At 55.7% G+C, this 19,240-nt stretch carries 22 protein-coding genes; 17 read left to right on the top strand and 5 right to left on the bottom strand.

Annotated features, from left to right (window positions below):
- Window positions 1-278: 278 nt before the first annotated feature.
- The gene (locus C2U68_RS13945; protein ID WP_140913075.1) at window positions 279-995 is read left to right on the top strand and encodes a hypothetical protein; all 717 of its coding nucleotides are present in this window, start codon (window positions 279-281) and stop codon (window positions 993-995) included.
- A gap of 65 nt (window positions 996-1,060) precedes the next feature.
- Here C2U68_RS13945 and C2U68_RS13940 read toward each other — a convergent pair whose 3' ends face one another.
- Window positions 1,061-1,987, bottom strand: a complete 927-nt coding sequence (locus C2U68_RS13940; protein ID WP_140913074.1) for a class I SAM-dependent methyltransferase — start codon at window positions 1,985-1,987, stop codon at window positions 1,061-1,063.
- A 375-nt stretch (window positions 1,988-2,362) separates the two neighbouring features.
- On the opposite strand from C2U68_RS13940, the gene C2U68_RS13935 reads away from it, so the two are divergent.
- The 11 genes from C2U68_RS13935 (at window position 2,363) to C2U68_RS13885 (ending at window position 9,816) form a co-directional block, all read left to right on the top strand.
- On the top strand, window positions 2,363-2,923 hold the full coding sequence (locus tag C2U68_RS13935) for a VPLPA-CTERM sorting domain-containing protein (protein ID WP_140913073.1): 561 nt from the start codon (window positions 2,363-2,365) through the stop codon (window positions 2,921-2,923).
- 4 nt (window positions 2,924-2,927) lie between these two features.
- The gene (locus C2U68_RS13930) at window positions 2,928-4,703 is read left to right on the top strand and encodes a bifunctional metallophosphatase/5'-nucleotidase (RefSeq protein ID WP_140913072.1); all 1,776 of its coding nucleotides are present in this window, start codon (window positions 2,928-2,930) and stop codon (window positions 4,701-4,703) included.
- 474 nt (window positions 4,704-5,177) lie between these two features.
- Window positions 5,178-5,756: a hypothetical protein gene (locus tag C2U68_RS13925; protein WP_140913071.1), complete on the top strand. Its 579-nt coding sequence runs from the start codon at window positions 5,178-5,180 to the stop codon at window positions 5,754-5,756.
- 81 nt (window positions 5,757-5,837) lie between these two features.
- Entirely contained in the window at window positions 5,838-6,278 is a 441-nt protein-coding gene (locus C2U68_RS13920) for a hypothetical protein (RefSeq protein WP_140913070.1), read from the top strand.
- A gap of 204 nt (window positions 6,279-6,482) precedes the next feature.
- A complete protein-coding gene (locus C2U68_RS13915) occupies window positions 6,483-6,776 on the top strand; it encodes a DUF3144 domain-containing protein (RefSeq protein WP_222101912.1) in 294 nt (97 codons plus the stop codon).
- 87 nt (window positions 6,777-6,863) lie between these two features.
- On the top strand, window positions 6,864-7,367 hold the full coding sequence (locus tag C2U68_RS13910; protein WP_140913068.1) for a hypothetical protein: 504 nt from the start codon (window positions 6,864-6,866) through the stop codon (window positions 7,365-7,367).
- A gap of 82 nt (window positions 7,368-7,449) precedes the next feature.
- Window positions 7,450-7,893 carry a hypothetical protein gene (locus C2U68_RS13905; protein ID WP_140913067.1) on the top strand — a complete coding sequence of 148 codons (444 nt, stop codon included), beginning with the start codon at window positions 7,450-7,452 and terminating at the stop codon, window positions 7,891-7,893.
- Between the two features lie 110 nt (window positions 7,894-8,003).
- Complete coding sequence (locus C2U68_RS13900; protein WP_186289611.1) at window positions 8,004-8,333, top strand: DUF4375 domain-containing protein; 330 nt, start codon at window positions 8,004-8,006, stop codon at window positions 8,331-8,333.
- Window positions 8,334-8,395: 62 nt separating this feature from the next.
- A complete protein-coding gene (locus tag C2U68_RS13895; protein WP_140913065.1) occupies window positions 8,396-8,656 on the top strand; it encodes a FimV family protein in 261 nt (86 codons plus the stop codon).
- Between the two features lie 55 nt (window positions 8,657-8,711).
- A complete protein-coding gene (locus C2U68_RS13890) occupies window positions 8,712-9,230 on the top strand; it encodes a GNAT family N-acetyltransferase (protein ID WP_140913064.1) in 519 nt (172 codons plus the stop codon).
- Between the two features lies 1 nt (window position 9,231).
- The gene (locus C2U68_RS13885; RefSeq protein ID WP_140913063.1) at window positions 9,232-9,816 is read left to right on the top strand and encodes a hypothetical protein; all 585 of its coding nucleotides are present in this window, start codon (window positions 9,232-9,234) and stop codon (window positions 9,814-9,816) included.
- A 365-nt stretch (window positions 9,817-10,181) separates the two neighbouring features.
- Here C2U68_RS13885 and C2U68_RS13880 read toward each other — a convergent pair whose 3' ends face one another.
- Both C2U68_RS13880 and C2U68_RS13875 read right to left on the bottom strand, forming a co-directional pair.
- The gene (locus tag C2U68_RS13880; protein WP_140913062.1) at window positions 10,182-11,570 is read right to left on the bottom strand and encodes an FAD-dependent oxidoreductase; all 1,389 of its coding nucleotides are present in this window, start codon (window positions 11,568-11,570) and stop codon (window positions 10,182-10,184) included.
- A 2-nt stretch (window positions 11,571-11,572) separates the two neighbouring features.
- Window positions 11,573-11,923, bottom strand: a complete 351-nt coding sequence (locus C2U68_RS13875; RefSeq protein ID WP_140913061.1) for a c-type cytochrome — start codon at window positions 11,921-11,923, stop codon at window positions 11,573-11,575.
- Between the two features lie 338 nt (window positions 11,924-12,261).
- On the opposite strand from C2U68_RS13875, the gene C2U68_RS13870 reads away from it, so the two are divergent.
- From C2U68_RS13870 to C2U68_RS13860, 3 genes are all read left to right on the top strand, one after another.
- Window positions 12,262-13,659, top strand: coding sequence for a flavin monoamine oxidase family protein (locus C2U68_RS13870; RefSeq protein WP_260839360.1), 1,398 nt, complete (start codon window positions 12,262-12,264; stop codon window positions 13,657-13,659).
- Between the two features lie 219 nt (window positions 13,660-13,878).
- Complete coding sequence (locus tag C2U68_RS13865; protein ID WP_140913059.1) at window positions 13,879-15,306, top strand: PAS and helix-turn-helix domain-containing protein; 1,428 nt, start codon at window positions 13,879-13,881, stop codon at window positions 15,304-15,306.
- A 186-nt stretch (window positions 15,307-15,492) separates the two neighbouring features.
- Window positions 15,493-15,732, top strand: coding sequence for a hypothetical protein (locus tag C2U68_RS13860; RefSeq protein ID WP_140913058.1), 240 nt, complete (start codon window positions 15,493-15,495; stop codon window positions 15,730-15,732).
- An 87-nt stretch (window positions 15,733-15,819) separates the two neighbouring features.
- Here the strand turns inward: C2U68_RS13860 and C2U68_RS13855 are convergent, their stop codons facing one another.
- Both C2U68_RS13855 and C2U68_RS13850 read right to left on the bottom strand, forming a co-directional pair.
- Window positions 15,820-16,353: a hypothetical protein gene (locus C2U68_RS13855; protein ID WP_140913057.1), complete on the bottom strand. Its 534-nt coding sequence runs from the start codon at window positions 16,351-16,353 to the stop codon at window positions 15,820-15,822.
- Between the two features lie 297 nt (window positions 16,354-16,650).
- A complete protein-coding gene (locus C2U68_RS13850; RefSeq protein ID WP_186289610.1) occupies window positions 16,651-18,243 on the bottom strand; it encodes an alkaline phosphatase in 1,593 nt (530 codons plus the stop codon).
- A gap of 105 nt (window positions 18,244-18,348) precedes the next feature.
- Here C2U68_RS13850 and C2U68_RS13845 point away from each other — a divergent pair, with 105 nt between their 5' ends.
- The gene (locus tag C2U68_RS13845) at window positions 18,349-18,678 is read left to right on the top strand and encodes an ArsR/SmtB family transcription factor (RefSeq protein WP_140913056.1); all 330 of its coding nucleotides are present in this window, start codon (window positions 18,349-18,351) and stop codon (window positions 18,676-18,678) included.
- 70 nt (window positions 18,679-18,748) lie between these two features.
- A complete protein-coding gene (locus C2U68_RS13840) occupies window positions 18,749-19,228 on the top strand; it encodes an arsenate reductase ArsC (RefSeq protein WP_140913159.1) in 480 nt (159 codons plus the stop codon).
- Window positions 19,229-19,240 lie beyond the last annotated feature (12 nt).

The raw sequence follows: 19,240 nt of genomic DNA, 5'->3' as shown, positions 1-19,240 counted from the left end.
ATTAATTTGACATATTTGCTGACTAACTTATAACTGAGTCGCAGGCTCGCCGCCGGGAAGGACTATTTGTACCCAGGTAGGCGAACCCGCAACCCGCGGTGATAAGGATCAAACCGCGAATCGGGGGAAATCCGTTGGAATCAGGCCCTGGCGTGCGATGCAAGCGACTACGCCGAGTCGGTTCCAAGCTAACGCCGGCCGCCAGTTTTAACGCAATGCGGAACAGTCCCATTGCCAAACCGACGGACGGCTTTTAACCCGTTTTTCCAGGAGCCGGTATGAAGCTGCAATCGATTTTAAAATGGATAGTGGTCGTTACTTTAAGTACGACGTTCGACGCAAACGCCGCCAACATCGCTGTTTACGGCGGTTACTACGCAACCGACATTACGAATTGGCTCAACACCACCGGTAACGCCGCCAGCAATCGCGGCGAAGCGGAGATTACCGGCACCGACCTGCTGGATGTGGATGTGGTAATCATGGACCGCACCATCAGCGGCAACATCGCTTTGGCCGACTTCATTTATGCCGGCGGCAAGTTAATTACCGAATGGAGCAGCTCGCAATATGGCATGAATTTGCTGGGCGGCCACGCCAGCGATAATTACGACGGCTACATCACCAACGACTCGATAAATTTCAGCGCCAGCGGATTGGCGCTGGGTTTGGGACAACTCATCGGGGCCAGTTACCGCGATGGCGATCGGACGGAATTTTTTCAGGACTTCGATGCGTTAGGCAGCGGCAGCATCCTGGCGACAAGGGGTAGCTCCGGCGCGCCTGTCATTGTCGGCGGCAGTTACGGCGCCGGCTACATTTTCGTCAACGGTTTTGACTGGTCCGACGCGTTTCCGAACGCCAGTTCGCAAACCCACCAGCTGTTGCTGAATCAAATCGATCCCAGCCAGGTACCGGTACCCGCTGCGCTATGGTTGTTCGGTTCGGCGCTGGCGGCCGTCAGCCGATTCGGCCGCATCAAGCGATCGCGCTAACCCAGCACCGGCAACGCCGGGCAAACCGCCAAGCGCGGGCGTCCCGGCGCACTCGAAACCGCCGGTCAAACCACGGCCCGCAGCAAATTGCCGTAATACAAGGCGTTGCCGGTCCGGCTGCGGGCCCACAGTTGCCTGGTTTCGCTTTGACCTTGTCCAAAATGCAGTCCGGCCGCGGCGGCCAATTCCTGCAGCCCGACTTGGGGCGAGTAGGTATTCAACACCAGAAAGCCGCCGGGCTGCAGCAGGCCGCGCGCGGTTTCCGCCAGCCGCGGCAACTGGTGTTCCAGCTTCCACTTCTCGCCGTTGGCGCCCAGCCCCCAGGCCGGCGGGTCCATGATGATGCCGTCGTAGCACTTGCCGCGTTTCAGTTCGCGGCCGGCGAATTTCAAGGCGTCTTCCAACACCCATTTGATATCGGCCAAGCCGCTCAGCGCCTGGTTGGCGTTGGCCCAATCCAGCATTTGCCGGACCGAATCGACATGGGTCACGTCGGCGCCGGCCGCGCGCGCCACCAGCGAGGCGGCACCGGTATAAGCAAACAGATTCAAAATTCTGGCGCCGGGGGCGACCCGCTCGGCGATAAAGCGCCAATTGGCCTGTTGTTCCGGAAACAGGCCGAGGTGTTTGAATTGGGTCAGCTTCAAATTAAAGCGCAGTTGCCGGTAGCCGATGCTCCAACTCTCCGGCGCATCGGCGCGCAATTTTTGCCAACGGCCTCGAGTCGAGGACGTTTCCACAAACTCCCAGTGCGCCAGTTCCCGCCATTCGGTAAGCGGCCATAACGCGGCGGCGACGGCGTTGATTTCGGGCCGGATGGTCACCACCTCGCCCCACCGCTCCAGCTTCCGGCCGCCGCCGGCATCCAGCAATTCGTAATCGCACCAGGCTGCGGCGTATTCCCGCCGGTTTTCGGGCTGCGCTGCTTGAGTGCTGACTTTGGGCCGGGCGGGATGCCGGCGGCGTTGGGAAAGGTTGGATGGAGACGGCATGATTCGTTGAGCGGGCTGATTAGAATTGATCGGCTGGACGCCTAAGGTTCGGCGGCACGGGCGGCTATTCTATCGCGGCGGCCGCGAAAAATAAGCCGGGACCGGAATTGGCGTTAGGCGCAACTTTCGCCGACGCTTTATCAGGCTTTGCCCGCATTTGTAATACGTTTCACCAAATCTTCATCGAACAATCACAACTTCATCACAAAACATCCCTATTGTGCCCGGCGTGCCGACCAGTAACGGACTGCTGCGGCCCACCAATTAGGATTTTTGTTTTGTGGCGAGGCGATCGGACGAACCTTTGTTGCCGCAGTGTCCCCCATTCACTGCAGCGGCCGCCACTCAACACCAAACACAACCGGAGCCGCTTAAATGTTCAACCAAAAATTTCTTTGCCAGACAGTGTTACTGTCGGCGCTATCCGCCAATGCCGGCGCCGCGGTGCTGAATGCTAACGGCCAATGGCATCCGTTCGACGTCGACGAAGCTGTCTCCGCTTCCGCCGGCCTGGAATGGATAGACCTGGACGGCAACGCCTTGAGTTTCGATTTTACCCTGACGGGCTCGGCCATTTTAAGAATCGTCGACGGCGGTTTTGCCGGCGACCGTTTCGACGTGTTCAACGGCAACCTGCTGTTGGGCCGGACCTCGGCGGCCAGCAATAATTACCCCGACTCGCTGGGCCTGGATTTCGACGCAGCCTTTGCCGACAACCGTTACAGCCGCGGCGTATTCCTGCTGGGGCCGGGCAGTTACAGCATCAGCGGCTTACTGAGCCAATCGGCGCTGGACGACAGCGCCGGCGCCATCAATGCCACGGTCGGCGCGATCAGCCTGACCGCCGTGCCGTTACCGGCCGCCGCCTGGTTGTATCTGGCCGGAACCGGCCTCATGGGCTTGACCGCCCGCCGCCAATCCAAATCCGGAGTTTAAGCGCATGAATCTGCATACCTTAGCCGGCGCCATCGCTTTGGGCCTGAGCGCCGCAACCGCCCAAGCGGTAACCACCATGCCGGCCACGACGATCAAAATCGTCGCCTTCAACGACTTCCACGGCCAACTGGAATCGCCGGGCAATTTCCGCAACCTGCCGACCGATGCGGCTTCGACCATCCCGGTCGGCGGCGTCGATTGGATGGCCGGCTACGTGGCCGACCTGAAAGCGCAAAACCCCAGCACCATCGTCGTCTCGGCCGGCGACATCATCGGCGCCACGCCGCTGGTTTCGGCACTGTTCCATGACGAACCGACCATCGAAACCATGAACCGGCTGGGCCTGGAATTCAACGCGGTCGGCAACCACGAATTCGACGAAGGCAAGAACGAATTGAAGCGGATGCAAACGGGCGGCTGCCACCCGACCGATCCGAATAGCTGCAAAGGTGCCGAGGTCGGGACGCCGGTGCCGTTCGAGGGCGCCAAGTTCAAATTCCTGGCCGCCAACGTGGTCGAAACCGCCAGCGGCAAAACCCTGTTTCCGCAGTACGCGATAAAAGTCGTCGGCGGCGTCCGGGTCGGCTTCATCGGGATGACCTTGAAAGAAACCCCGACCATCGTCACCCCCACTGGCGTTGCCGGCTTGACGTTTACCGACGAAGCCGCCACCGTCAATGCGTTGATCCCGAAACTGCGCGCCCGCGGCGTCGAAGCGGTCGTGGTGTTGATCCACCAAGGCGGCACGATTCCGGTCACGCAGAGCGTTGCCACAATCAACAATTGCGACGGCGGCCTGGCCGGTTCGCCGATCAAAACCATCGTCAACCAACTGGACGACGCAGTGGACTTGGTGATTTCCGGCCACACCCATCAAGCCTATAACTGCCAAATCGCCAACAAAGCCGGCCGTTTGATTTCGGTGACCAGCGCCAACTCCCAAGGCCGGGTATTGACCGACATCGACGTCACGATCGACACCCGGACCGGCGAAGTCAGCGCGGTCAATGCCGAGAACATCGCGGTGGTGCGCAACAACCCGGCCATCACACCGAATGCCGGCATCAAAACCATCGTCGACAACTACAAAGCGCTGGCCACGCCGATCGCCAACCGGGTGATCGGAACCATCAGCGCGGCGATTACCCGCACCGCAACGGCTGCCGGCGAATCCGCGCTGGGCGACGTGATCGCCGACGCCCAATTGGCGGCGACCAGCCCGGCCGGTTTCGGCGAAGCGGTGGTTTCGTTTATGAATCCGGGCGGCATCCGTGCCGATTTGACCTATCCCGGCAGCAGCGCCGGTGAAGGCGACGGCAAGGTCACTTACGCCGAAGCCTTTACCGTGCAACCGTTCGGCAACACCTTGGTGACATTGACCCTGACCGGCACCCAAATCCACACTTTGCTGGAACAGCAATTCACCGGTTGCACCGCGGGTTACCCGGCCGGCGCGCCGGCTAGCGGCCAGCCGTTCAACCGGATCATGCAAGTTTCGGGAGGTTTTAGTTACGAGTGGTCGGAAAAAGGCACACCGTGCGATAACGTCGATCCGGCCAGCATCAAAATCAACGGTGTCGTGGTCGATCCGGCCGCCGGCTACCGGGTGACCGTCAACAACTTCATGGCCGACGGCGGCGACCAATACTACGTGTTGACCCAGGGCAGTAACCGCTTGGGCGGCGCCTTGGATTTGGACGCCCTGGAAAGCTACTTCCTCGCCAACGGCAGCGTCAACCCCGGCCCGCGCAACCGGATCTTGTTGGCGCCGGCACCCTAAAGTTTCAGGCTAAAGCTCTGCAGCACTTTGCCCGCCGGTAGGCTTACGGCGGGCTTTTTTTGCAATGTGCATTCTAAGGCTGGATAGCGCAACGTCCACCCGCAAAGATGATTACCCGAGTTGTGCAATACAGGGGTGACGCACTACCTGATTCCCTAGGTCTGTTTCGTGCAAACTGCGGTTGGGATTCAATAAGGGCCGCTTTGGTCGAACTCGCGAATTTAGCTCGGTCAATTCAATGGCTGACATTCCAGCTTTTGCTTACGCGAATGAGTAAAACGGCCCGTTGCGGTCTATCGCCTAATCTGATTCAATGGCCTCCGCCTGATGTTTACCAGTCATACCTACCAGGTTCCGATGATATACAGAAGGGAAACCCATATGCTGATCAATGATTTATCGTTTCGAGGATCATTTTTCGGTAGATATACAGAACCATCTAATTACTAGTTATGTTTCTTGGAGCGAAATACCATGAGTATGGATATAAATGTATTTCTAAATGAGTTGGACGATTCAATCGTTCCAATTTGGTTAGAAAAAATGCAAGAGCTCGGCATGTCTTGCCAAATTCATCCCGAGTTCTCGTTTCGCACGCATTCGGGGTTTTTGCCTTTTAAAATCAATATACGGGACCATTCTCACCCTGACTTAATAGGCAAAGATTACTATGCAGGGTTTGAGTTCTATTACGACCATTTCGATGTCAATAAGCATATAAAGCAGCCTAAACAATCATGGATAGATAAACTCTTGAGAAAACCAGTACCCGTTGCATATTTCGCTAATGCGGAAATAGATCAACGGCTTAAAAAATGCACGAAATCAACCTTATTCAATTTTGGCTCATCGGACACTTTTGATCTGAGAATGGCGTTACTTGCATCTGCAACACTTACCGAGATAGCGAAAGGTATCTGCTGGCAAGCGTTTTCAGACGCATGGCCTAGTAGTGATACGATAGTTTCCCAAGCACTTAATGAAGTGTGCGAGTATGAAAAATCATTAACGCCTAAAGACTTCAAAGTGCATGAATTCAAAGGATGGATATGAAAAAACATAACGATTGCGTCAACGTGACCGGTTTTCCGCTGGCGCTCCAAACCGGCCCGTTACGCTGGCGTTAGGCGCTTCATGGCATCGAAAGCGAAGCCTCTAAATGACGAATTAAGGAAGCGATTCTATCCGTTGGTAATATCAAGAGGATTTGAAAAGCTAAAGTCTAGCGATCCCCATTTTACTGAATTCAAAAGGCAAACCTCTGTGGGGGAAGATTTTTTTGAAGTTCAGTGGGACAAATATTGGCGACCTTATTTTGTTCTGAATTTTAAGAAGCAGGAAACAGATGATCCACGCTGGAGTTATGGCGGTCGCCTTCAACGAAAGCGAGGTGGCTCAATGGCATGTTGGTTTAGTGTAAGAAGACCTCTTTTACATAGACTATTCACCCTTCAATGGAACTATAAGCCGCAGGAAGTTGTGGATGAGCTAATCAATGCATTTGAAGAATTAGAACAATGGTGGAAAAATGGGGAAATTGGTCCTCATATTTATATTTGGCAATATCATGCCTAACAGGTTGGTGAAAAACCATATTTGAGACGCTAATTTTGCTCAATCGAACCAACATTTAGTAGGAAATCGGCTTCATCGTCACTAAATATAGAGTCATTCAAAGCCAAAAAAGAGTTTTTCACCAACCTGCTAACAACGCGCTCAAAGGGACGCTCCGCTTCGCTACTCGCCCCTTAGCTCTGCGTTATGCATCAGGAGATATCTGTGCAGGAACCCGATGACAAATTCTTTGATCGTGCAGATGCACATATTCATCTTTCGAACGATCAGATTTCTGGAGGCGTCACGAAAGGCAAAGTCAGTGCATCAATGATGTACGCCACAGCAAGGTTCAATTCGTGGGTGAGCGCAACCGGCTGGGCCAATTCAGAAGAAATGGAAGCCGCAAAAGAAGAAACCATTGAGTACTTCGTAAATGAGTACCGAAAGATGCTAGACGAAAACCTAAACGACTACATCAAGAACTTCAAAAATTACATGGGTGGCGGCAATGCATAACCAGCGGGTCAACTTGACGGCAAAAGCTACGCTCCTATCGTCGCTACGCTTTCGCCGTCAAGTTACCCTTATCGTTAGGCAGAAAATATGAGCTACATCGCTTCGTTTTACCTCGTGAAAGCGTCTCAAGCAGAAGAACTTGTCTCTTTGGCAGAGTTGATTCCAGCCCAGAAAAAATTTCTGGGGATATTTCCTAAAAAGGTGGTGGATACAAAAACGAAGTTCTGGGACTTCGTAGCTAACCACGTATCGGAGTTGAATGAATACGAATACTCTGGGTTTGCTTTTGTCGAGTTATTCGCGCTGTTCCCTGATGTTACCGCTATTAGTAAATCGTCTTTAGGCATTCGTATTGCCAAGGCGATGGACAGCACCTATTTATCGTTCACGGAACACGAAGCGCAGGAGGCTTTGTCGGCACTGGGTTCTGAACCTCCCGGCGATGCTAAGATTCGAGCCTATTTCGAAGAAGATGACCGGGGCTATGACGCATCCGATTGGGTCATTCCCGTTCAGGAAGCGTGGAGCACTTTGAAGGAGTGGTTGCACCAAGTGCATGGTAACGAAATTGGCTTGTTGTCAGTTGGCTAGTGTGAGCCACGGAGCCTACCCGGCGCTCAAAGCGACGCTCCGCTTCGCTGCGCACGCTTTAGCTTGGCGTTGGGCATAAAAAATGAAGCCAGCTATAGCATTTAAAAAAATTTGGGAAGATGATGATATGGTAGAACTGACCATATCTTTTTCAGATGGCAAATCACTATTCCAATGTGATGTTTATGTTGGCCATCAAACAATGGCCGAAGCTGTAAACGATCTTAGCGTTTTCAAAAATCAAATTTATGGTGGCCTCTATGACTTGAGGTTTGGAGAGTTTGGACCGGAGTATGCTAGCGGTGCATTTCATGCGCGTTTCGAGTTTCACCGCTCTGGAAATGGAAAATTATCAATTACAGCTAAGGCGGAGTCAGATTGGAATGATTTTACTCACACAAAAGTTGCAAGCAACGCAACTTTATATCTTAAGACAGAGCCGGTCTTGTTTGATAATTGGCTAAATGAATTAAATGGTCTTAAAAACGGATCAAGTAATGAGGCCGTACTTGAGTGTACTCAATGAAAATGCCCAACCAACGCGTTAACTTGACCACAAAAAGGAAGCTCCGCGCCTATCGTCGCTACGCTTTTGCCGGCAAGTTACCCTTATCGTTAGCCATCAGGAGATCAATTATGGAAACTGAACTCGTAAAAGAACTGATTGATGAATTGGAAGCTGAAATAAATAATGGTGGCTTCGATCAATTCTTTTTTAACTCAGCAGGTGACAAAGCCGCAGACATTATCAGCGCACTTAGTTCAATTGGCGCAGAACATACTGCGAATATAGTGCGAGCCGCTTGCGCAAAATTTCCTGGAGGTATGCCTCCAAAAGATAGAGATGCCCGTCAGGAAGTCCTCGAGCAGGTTTCACCTGACAGTGATGCTTTTGAAGAAGAGGATCAGGCATTTTTGGAATACAAAGACGATCTCTCTGGTTTGGTTGCAAACTATGTCGGCTAACACATCGCTCATAGGGACGCTCCGCTATGCTAAGCGCCCCTTAGCTCTACGTTAGGGCGACTATGAGTCTTGAAAACTCACAACTCGCCGGGCTAGTACTTGCAGGAATATTCACTATCGCTCTTCTCGGTCTGACGGTTTGGCAACGAATCAAGTACCCCAAACGCAAGAATCAACAATCTGATCCAATTGCAGAAGCAGAGGTTTATCTGGCCTACGGGCTAAGAAAGAAAGCAATTGAAGTACTCAAGAAGGCCCAACTGGAGACCCCGAATCGTGTTGATATTGGAGAAAAACTGGATGAGCTATCTAAGCAACCCTAACCCCGCGCTCAAAGGGACGCTTCGCTGCGCGCCCCTCACCTCCACGTAAGGCAGCATGTCTCCGACGATTGTGATCCGAGCCGTTGCTGCGTCAGACCAGCATGAGTTCATTTTGGCTGCACGACGAAGCCGCGAGCTTCATCGGCCATGGACATCGGCGCCTTGCGATGAAGCGGCGTTCACGCGATACCTTGCCCGCTTTGATGCCCGGAACAACTTTGGCTTCGTGGTCGTGCTTGCGAAGTCCGGGGAACTCGTTGGTGCGATCAACCTCACGAACGTGGTCTACGGGCTGTTTCAGAGCGGCTACCTCGGCTACTTCGCATTCCAGGGCCACGAAGGCCGTGGTTACATGAAGCGGGGTTTGTCTCTTGTCGTACGCCACGCCTTCCGCGAGCTGAGGCTACATCGCCTGGAAGCGAACATTCAGCCCGGCAATCTAGCCTCCATCGCACTTGTTCGCGCCTGCGGCTTCAGGCAGGAAGGCTACTCGCCCGCGTATCTCAAGCTCGGCGGCCGCTGGCGCGACCACGAGCGCTGGGCGCTGGTGCGGGGCCGCCCAAATACAGCCTAACATGTCGATCAACCCGAGCCTTCGCGGCATCGCACCGCGATTCGCTACCTTCGCGGCTTGCGCTCTACTTGCCGGGTGCGCCAGCACAAGCGTCACTTTGCAGCCCACGCCACAGGCTCCTGTCTGCACTTCCTCGACCAACGCGCTCGTCCTGTGGGCGCCTAACTGGCGTCCCGATCAAAAGGACCGGACCGCGCGCGAGGAAGCCGCCGCCTCCGGTCTGAACCAGTTCTTTGCTCAATCGGGCTGTTTCGCCCGCACTGAACTCCGCAGGGTGCAGGCGCTGGCGCCGGCGACAGTCCAAGCGGCGCTTGGCAACACACGCGAGCCGGTCGGCTCGGTAGTTGGCATTGAGGTCCGCGAGCTTGGCCCGATTGTCAAGCTCCTGTCGTCTCTGGCGCTGGTTGAAGGCGGAACCGAAGTGGTCCTGCGCATTGCTGAATACTCGCCTCAGTCAGCCGCTGAAGTGCGCCAGTTTGTCGTGCACTGGAAGAATGGCGGCCCAGGTGTCGTCCGGGGCGTCGCCGGCCTAGCCGATGACATGCAGTCTGCCTTGCACACGGGCCTCCAACCCGGACCACGGTAGGATGCGGTAAACAACGTGCACCGCATCGTTCGCGATCGGTGCGGTTCATAAACTCACCACACCCTACGCCTGCTTTGGGCTGGACTGTTGACATTGGCAATTTTGTTTCGTGTCCCGGCTTTTGGTCGGCAGGAGCCTAAAGACCGAGAGTTCCAACCAATCTCAGGAAAGTTATTGACGCTAAATTCCCTTCGATTTCAACCCAGCATGCATTAACCGGCTACTGCGGCTTTAACGCGTGTTGAGATCATTTCCAACCCTGTCTTCACATCGCCCTTTTTGAGATCGAAAAAAAACCGGGCCTGCCAATTTTGGCAGACCCGGCTAGACCAGCGAGGAACTGGAATCGGTTTATCGACTGTTAATCAGAATACTTCCGCAAACAGGTTATTGGCCCACGCCAACATCATCTTGTAATTGTCGGAGTTAATCTGCTCGGCTTCGCCGGAGGCGGCCGCGATTTTTTCCATCGCATCCAGCGCCGGGTTATAGCGGTAACCGGCGGTCAAAAACGACGCCGTGCTGGCCGTGATCGGACTGAAACAGGCGGAATTGGTGACCGGCGCTTCGTCCGGCATCACTCTTGCCGGCCTTAACTGTAGATGGCGCAACAGCGCGTCGGCGCAGACTTTGGCCTCGGAGTTGGCGATATGGCCGGCTTTGGGTTGCACCGAATCGTGGGCATCGCCGATCACGTAGACATCGTTATCGTAAAGCGACTGGTAAGTGTCGATATGAACGCCGGCCCAGGCCTTTCCGCCCAGCAAATGCCGGAAGTCGGTTCCGAACAATAAATCGGCCGCCTTTTGTTTCGGAATCACGTTGATCAAATGGAATTTTTGCGCGGAACCAATCGGGTTGGCCGGCAATGCTCCGGTATAACTGACGTTGATGGTTTTGTCCTGAGGCAAGGCCAGGCGCGGATTGAAGGCCGCGGCGGCGCTGACGGCGTTGACCGTGGCATTGGGTTGATACTCGATTATGCCTTTATACAGTCCCGAAAAAGCCTTGCCGAAATTCAGCGGTTCGGCTTGGATCGTCGGATTCGCGTCCAGCACGAACAATTTGCCGCCGCCCTTTTTGTTTTTTAAATAATCGGCGATCAAACAAGCGCGCTCGTAAGGCCCTGGCGGACAACGGTAGGGCTTGGGCGGAATCGTCATCACCACCCGGGCTTTACCGCCGCTCGGCAACATTTTCAATTGATCGCGCAGATTATTGGTTTGCAGGCCCGCTTTCCAGGCATGCGGAAACGGGGTATTGGTGTCGGTCCAGCCGTTCTGCAGCATGCCCGGCGGAAAATCGAAATCGATACCGGGCGACAGCACCAGTTTGTCGAAGTAAATCTTGCTGCCGTCCGCCAGCGTGACGAAGCGACTGCCGTTGAGTTCGGCTCCCATCCCGGCCACGGCGCCTTGTTTGAAGGCAAATTGGTATTTTTCAGCGGCTTTGACTAACGGAAAGGTTAAATTCGCCAACGTTTTCTGGTTGTTCAAAACCAGGTTGGACAAGATGCAGGAAACGTGGGCGGCATTGCTGTCGACCAAGGTGACTTTGACGGCTGTCCCACCCCACAAGGCGATGTATTTCGCGACCGAAGCCCCGCCGAAGCCGCCGCCGACCACGACGATTTCCAACGGATCGGCCGCGGCAACGGCAGCGGCGCCGGTATCGGCTTTAGCCAGGGTACCGGCGACTGCAGCCGAAGCGACGGTGCCGAGGCCCAATTTTTTGACAAACGTTCTTCTATCCATGGTTAATCCCCTTGATTTGGCAAAGTCGACAGGTATTGGGCAATTGCATTCAGCTCGCAATCGCGATAAGCGCGGGCTTGCAGACTCATGATGTCCGCTTTGCCGTTGCTCTTGAATTCCCGCAAATCGCCGTATAAATCGCTGGCGGACTTGCCGCCGATGGAATCGATTTCACCTAACGATCGCCCCTGGTAACCGTGGCATTGATAACATTGCGCCGCCAGCAATTCTCCGTTCGGCTGCATGACCCGCTGCACGCCGTTGGCGTCGGTCACGCTACAATCCGCCGGCAATGCGGCGGCAACCTCTGTTGCTGCAACGGCCAGCAACACTAACAACACGTTTTTTTTCATGATAGTTCTCCTCGTCTCCTGGTGCAGAGCATCGCTTCATTATTTAATAATGAAGCTCTAATACATTAAGCCGCCAAGATGAATCCAACTTGAATTCAAGATTAAAATCCGGTGAAAACTGTGGTTTTTATACCGTCTATTCTTTGCCTCAGCTGTAAAAGGACGCCGCCGAAGCCGATGCAGCAACGATTGTCATAATTCCGCCACATTGCTCGGCTAATCTCGCCCGTAACCACCATCCAGGGGAAATGGGTATGCGCGATAAGCCTTGCGGTCGAGCGGCTAACAGTTGTCAGTCGCCCACCGTTCGCAACCAAGTTGTTGCTTCGATTTGGCTGATGTTATGCCTGGTTTTGGCTTTACCGCCGGCGATTGCGAAACCGCAGCACAGTGACGTCGTCATCGTCGGCGCCGGTCTATCCGGGCTCAGCGCCGCCTACTATTTGCAGCAGGCCGGGAACAGCGTGACACTGCTGGAAATGAGCCCGCATATCGGCGGCCGGATTCGGACCGCACACTATCCGGACGGCGCCCATGCCGAAATCGGCCTGGAAGAGTTTTGGAGCAACAGCCCGGCCATCGAGTTGTTCCGGGCGCTGAAGATTCCGTTGGAAACCTCGTACAGCAGTTTTTCCAGCTTTTACCGCCAGGGCCGTTTGTATCCGTTTACTCAGAATTCCAACCGGGCGTTTCTGGAATCGGTGCTGGATCCGGCCGAGCTGAAGGCTTACCAAGCCTGGGATAGCAACATGTCGGCTTTGCAGCGGCAACTGGAACAAAAACCGCTGAGTCCCGAATTGCGGGCCTTGCAGGATATCTCGTTCGCCGAATGGATCGAAACCCGCAGCGGCTTTCCGGAAACCGCGCAGCAGTTGGTGCGGATCGAAACCGAACCGGAATTCGCCACCTCCTGGCGCAAGATCAGCGCGTTGGAAGGCATCGCCGAATGGCGCTTGTTCTCCGGCGACGGCGCGACGCCGTACCACGTAATCGGCGGCAACCAGCGCGCCGCGGAAAGGTTGGCCGATGCGGTCGGCCGCAAGCGGATCAGGTTGAACCAATTGGTGACGCATATCACCGCCACGGCGGAAGGCGTGGAAGTCACCGCCGTCGATCAAAGCAATTTTCGCCAGCGGATTTACCGGGCCAGTTACGTAATTACCGCCATTCCGTTGTTCCGTCTGAACGATATCCAATTCGAACCGCCGTTGAGTGCCGAGCGCAAACAGGCGATTCGAACCCAATCCGCCGGCGCCTATTTCACGGCCCACGTGTTTCTCGACCCCGACGCCGCCCGGTTCTGGACCGTGCAAGGCCAGAGCGTGCTGCCCATCCTCAGCGACGGCCCGCTGGGCGTGATTTATGCCGGTCAGTCCCAGCCCGGCCGCGACATCTTGTTGAATCTGCTGGTCAACGGTGCCAGCGCGGAGCGCTTCAATTCCCGCGTCAACGACCCGGACCAAATTCGGGAGGAATTGCTGGTCGCGTTCGACCAGCTCTGGCCCGGCGTGCGGCCGGCGATCAAGCGGATGCAGTTCTACCGCTATCATCCGCGGGCCATCGCTTCTTGGCCGGTGGGGCGCTCGCGCTTCGACGAACTGGCCGATGCGCTGCGAGCAGGCCAAGGCCGAGTCTACTTCGCCGGCGACTTTAGCGAAGACACCCATTCCAACGGCGCAGTCGAATCGGCCCAACGCGCGGTGCAGGCGATTCTGACGGCGTCGCGGCCCCACTGAAACGCGCCAGTTGCTTCGGTTCGAACTTTAACAATTCGGCGTTTTTGGAAGCCGATCATGGCATAGGGTATAGTTGGGTTACCGTGCATTTTTTGCGAGCCGAGCGCCTTGATCGCGGCTTAAACTCCCGCCCCATACCATGAGTAACCGGCGCTCCAAGCCGCAAAAACCGGATTCTTCCACCTGAACATTCAGTGCCAGACAAGGCCAAAGCCTCCTATGCCCGAAAACGCCATCGGCCAGTCCGCCGCAATTCTAGACAGCGACTTCATCGCCATTGCGATCGTCAAAGACCGGCACGTCGTCTGGGCCAACGCCGCGATGCATCGTATATTCGGTTACGCACCGGGCGAATTGGTGGGCCAAGCCACTCGCCAGCTGTTTCTGGATCAGGCCGGGTACGAGGCGTTCGGCCGCGAGGCGTATTCGGCGATAGCGGCTGGCCGAACCTATACCGGAACCATCCCGCAAAGACGCAAGGACGGCACGACGGGCTGGTACGAATTCAACGTTTCCGGCCTTGCCGGCTGTCCTGACATGGCCATAGGCGCCATCGTCGACCGCACCGCCTGCCATCGCGAGGTGCAAAAACTCGAACAGAGCGAATCACGCTACCGGTCGGTCGTGGAAGACCAGACCGAAGTCATCAGCCGCTTTTTGCCGGATGGTACGTTCTTGTTCGTCAATGAGGTCTATTGCCGGCTATTCGGAAAATCCGCCGCCGAATTGATCGGCCACCGCTGGCAACCCGTAGCCCATCCCGACGACGTGCCGATGATCGAAGCCGGACTGGGCACAATGGCGCCGGATCAGCCTGTCGTCGTGATCGAGAACCGGGTCTTCATCGCCGGCGGCGAGCTGCGCTGGATGCAATTCGTCAATCGCGGCTTTTACGACGAAACCGGAAATCTGAAAGAAATTCAATCGGTCGGCCGCGATATCACGCGTCTGAAACAAATCGAATCGGACCTGCGCGAAAGCGACGAGCGGCTGGAAATGGCGTTGGCAGCCTCGGGGCTGGTGCTATGGGACTGGAATATACCTGAACGCAAGGTCACCGCCGGGAATCGCTGGTTCGACTTGCTCGGCTACACCGACGCGGAACTGGGTACGGACGAAGACGACTGGATGGCCTTAATAAATCCTCGGGACCTGGAACGCTTTAGCCACAAGCTTCAAGCACATTTGCATGGCGAAACCGCCAGCTTCGAAAGCGAACACCAGTTGCGGCATAAAGACGGACATTGGGTTACGGTCGAAGCCAAAGGCAAGGTGACTCGCCGGGACAAGGACGGCATGCCCTTGCGCATGGTCGGCACCATTCAAGATATTACGATGCGCAAGCGTCTGAACGAAGAAGGCATGGATTTGTTGAAGCGGATCGAATCGTTGATACGCGACAGTTCATCGTCCCCCTCTGCAGCAACGGCAGAAGGCAAAACCGCGGAAAGTCTGACCAAACGCCAGCGGCAGATCCTGGGGCTGATCGCGATCGGCATGACTTCGGCTGAAATCGGCAAGCGCTTGCATCTGGCGACGCCAACGGTCATTTCGCACCGCCGCAACCTCATGGCGAAGCTGGATCTGCACAGCACCGCCGAAGTCACCAAGTTTGCAATCGATCACGGCCTACTTCCTTCCAAATAAGCCGGCCTAGTCGGCTGCGCGCGGAAATTAGCATATATACGCTATAGAGTTACCATATTATGGTGGTTATTTTTTTGTACCGTTGTCTTATGCTTGCCCTATGTTGGACGCGCAACAACTCAAACAATGGACAAAATAGATTTCGGGCAGAACTGCCCGCTTACCCGTTATTTGCAGAAAATATCGATGTTAGACGCCGGCGGCCGTAAATCGCAGTTTGCCGGCGCCTTGCTGTGCGGATTTGGTTATCCGGATTTTATCCGGAACTTGCCGGACGTTACTTTCACGGCACAGCTGTTGCGATCTATCGCCGAGTCCGGACAAATCGAGATTTTATCCGACGCGGCAAATCGCTGCACCGAATGCCCGGAATTAGGCCGTTGTGAAATCGGCACTCAAATCATGGCAGCCTCTCACACCCGGTAGCAACGCTGTCCGGTCCCTATTCCCCGTTCTCCCACCGCTCCCGGTACCTCTTACGCCGTCAATCCCTGAATGGCTGCCCGCTGCCGGTCAGTGACGGTGATCGTGTCCCATTTGCGCCTGAACTTTGACGACGAACGGATCGTATTCCTTGTCGCCCAGGTCCGCGAAATCGACAATCTCATAGCTGTCGCTCGGGATCGGTTGCCAGGGAGCGGAGCCGAGGGCGTAGGCGTTCAGCAACTCGGTCCGTTCGACGGCAGTGGCGGTTTCGCGTTCGATCAACACCGGCAGGCCCAGATCCAGCCGAATGACGACATGCCATTCGGCACCGGCCACGGTACCTTGGTATTCACGCACCGGTTTACCGTCCAGTCGATCCTCGCTACCGGCTTCCAACCGTTCCAACACGGCCGGATCGATCAATAGCGCCAATTTCTGCCAAGCCGGTTTGCTGCCGAGCATTTTCAAATCATCTTCTTGAAATTCGAGCGCCCGGCGGTCACCGTGATACAGCTTGCGGTGAATTAAAGTCTTGCCGTCGCGTTGCCAGAGCTCGCCCAAGCCGAGTTGCGGCCGCTCGATGACGATTTGCTTGGCATCGCGCCAAAACCGCCACGTCACAGGTTCCGCGTCCGCGTCGGCCAAATCGTGCCCATGCTCGCCTGGTCCTTTGGACAGCGTGGTTCTATATTCGGCAGCGGCGGGCGGCAGGTTGGTGGATGCTAAGTCGACAAGTCCGCCGGGCACGGCTTGATGATGGGGTGTCTGGCTACATGCGGCCAGAATTACCGCCGTAGCGAAGACAAAGAGGAGCTTGGAAAGCGAATTAACAATTTGAGCCATGAATAAGCGGATACGGGATTGACGAAAAAGCCGGGGGCATTTTAGCCGCCCCCGACAAAGCAATAGCGACAGCCGTTAGCGGCGGTCGTTCCAGCCCAGCGCGTCCGCCATGATGTGGTAGATCACGTTTTGCTCCAACGTGCCGCGCACCAAGTAGGCACCGGGGCCGTCGGCATAGATCGTCACGTCTTCGCCGGCATGGGTTTCCGAACCCATCGGCACGGTTGCTTCTTGCATATAGTTAGGATTTTCGGTGTCTACCGCACTCAAATCCGGGCGCAGCTTGTTGCCGGCATACTCTGCCGCCACAGTGCCTTCATTGGCCGGGTTGAACTCCTTGCGTTGCAGGCCGCCGGTCCAGCCCGGGCCGTTGGCATAGGATAAGGTGGTATACGGCAAGCCCAAAGAATCTTTCGATTCGACGCCGTCAATTGCCGTCTTGCCCAGAATAGGATTACCGCGCGATGGGTAACCGGCGATGGTGAACACATGACTGTGGTCGGCGGTAACCAGGATCAGGGTGTCCTTGTCGTTGGTCAGTTGCTTGGCTTTTTTCACTGCATCGGACAGCGCTATCGCGTCTGTCAATGCCCGGTAAGCGTTGCCGGCATGATGACCATGGTCAACCCGTCCGCCCTCAACCATCAAGTAAAAGCCTTTGCGGTTTTTTTGCAGAACTTTGATCGCTTTTTCGGTCATTTCCGCCAAGGAAGGCTCGCCTGCAGCATCGTCTTTCCGATCGGCTTCGTAACGCATGTGCGAGCGTTCGAACAGACCCAACAGATGATCGGTCTTAGCCGGATTCACCGCATCGAATTGGGCTTGGTTCCAAACATACTCCGAGTTGTTGTATTTGGCCGTCCATTCGGCGGTCAAATCGCGGCTATCGGCCCGGCGGCCCTTTTGGGTCGGATATTCCGGATCGGTCGCCGTTTTCGGCATGAAGTAGCTGCGGCCGCCGCCCAAGGCCACTTCCAAACCGTCGCCGTAGGGGAACTCGAGCAATTGGCGGGCGATGTCTTTCACCGTCGCGCCGGCCGGCAGATTGCTGTCAGCCTCCCAGTCGCGATCGGCAATGTGAGCATAATTGACGGCCGGAGTGGCGTGGGTAAAGCGGGCGGTCGTCACAACCCCGGTAGACATACCGCGCTCCTCGGCACGCTCGAGGATGGTTTTTACACTCTTCGCTGCGGTGACGTCGGCACTCGTTTCGGTACGGGCAACACTTTGATCGACAGAAATCGCACCATCGTTGGCTTTGACGCCAGAGACCATCGCTGTCGCAGTCGGCGCCGAGTCGGAAGTCTGCTGGTTGGCGCTAGCGGTAACCGAATGCGCCGTGTGGTTGAATCTTTCGAAACTGAGCCGGTTGAATTCGCCGTCGCGCCCGTTCATCTGGCCTTCCAGGATGCGGGCGGCGGTAACGGTGGAAACGCCCATACCGTCGCCGACGAACAAAATCACATTTTTGGCTCTGCGCAGATTAGGCAACTCGTATTTGTTAAGCCTGACAGCTGCTTGGCCGGCTTGGAACCATTCGCTGGCGGATTCCGGAACTTGGCCCGCCGGTAAGTCGTGATGGTGCCGGTAGTTGTCGTCTGCTACCGCGGCAATTGAAAGCGTCATACCAAAGGCGCCCAGCGCCGCGGCTAGTTTGGCTTGTTTCATGTGTTGGCTCCAACATTAGATTCGGAAACCGGCAGCTTAATGGCCGAACATGACAATTTCGTGAAACGGGTTGACTTATTTCCATATTTCAACTAATTTTGAAATATGGAAAATAAAACCGCCGTTACCGCCCTCGCCGCACTGGCCCAAGAAACCCGCTTATCGCTGTTCCGCGCCCTGGTCCAGGCCGGGCCGGCCGGTTTGGCAGCGGGCAAGATCAGCGAAATGCTGGGAATTTCGCCGTCATCGTTGTCGTTTCATTTAAAAGAACTGGTTCATGCCGGTTTGATAGAGTCCCGCAACGAAAGCCGCTTCGTCATCTATTCGGCCAATTTCGCGGCGATGAACCAGCTCCTGGCGTTTTTGAGCGAGAACTGCTGCGGCGGAAACGACTGTTCGGGGGCCTCGGTCAGCCGCTGCGAGCCCCAAACATGAAATCCGGGCGATTGCCGGAGCGGTCGCTCGTCACGATAACCCTAATCCCAATTCAGCATCCCGATCTATGATGAACGTTCTCTTTCTTTGTACCGGTAACTCCTGCCGCTCGCTGATGGGCGAAGCGATTTTCAACCATCTGGCGCCGCAAGGTTGGCATGCCATCAGCGCCGGCAGCAAGCCGCTCGGCCGGCTCAATCCCGGCGCCGTGGCCTTGCTGGAGGAAAAAGGCATTGCCACCGCCGGCTACTACAGCAAGTCCTGGAACGATCTGCCGGTCACGCCCGACATCGTCGTCAGCGTCTGCGGCAATGCCGCCAACGAAACTTGCCCGGCCTATCTGGGCCCAGTGCTGCGCAGCCATTGGGGCGTGGAAGATCCAGCCCATGCCGAAGGCACCGAAGCTGAAATCAAAGCCGCATTTGAAACGGCCTACGCCATTCTGCGCTATCGCATCGAACAATTTCTGGCTTTACCGTTGACCGAATTGCAACACGACCCGGTACGCTTGAAAGCGGAGATGGACCGGATCGGCGTGTCTTTACCTTAACCAGCAGGAGAA

This window comes from Methylomonas koyamae, assembly GCF_006483455.1.
In the GTDB taxonomy this organism is placed as follows: domain Bacteria; phylum Pseudomonadota; class Gammaproteobacteria; order Methylococcales; family Methylomonadaceae; genus Methylomonas; species Methylomonas koyamae_B.
This window is presented reverse-complemented; position numbering and strand designations above follow the sequence as displayed.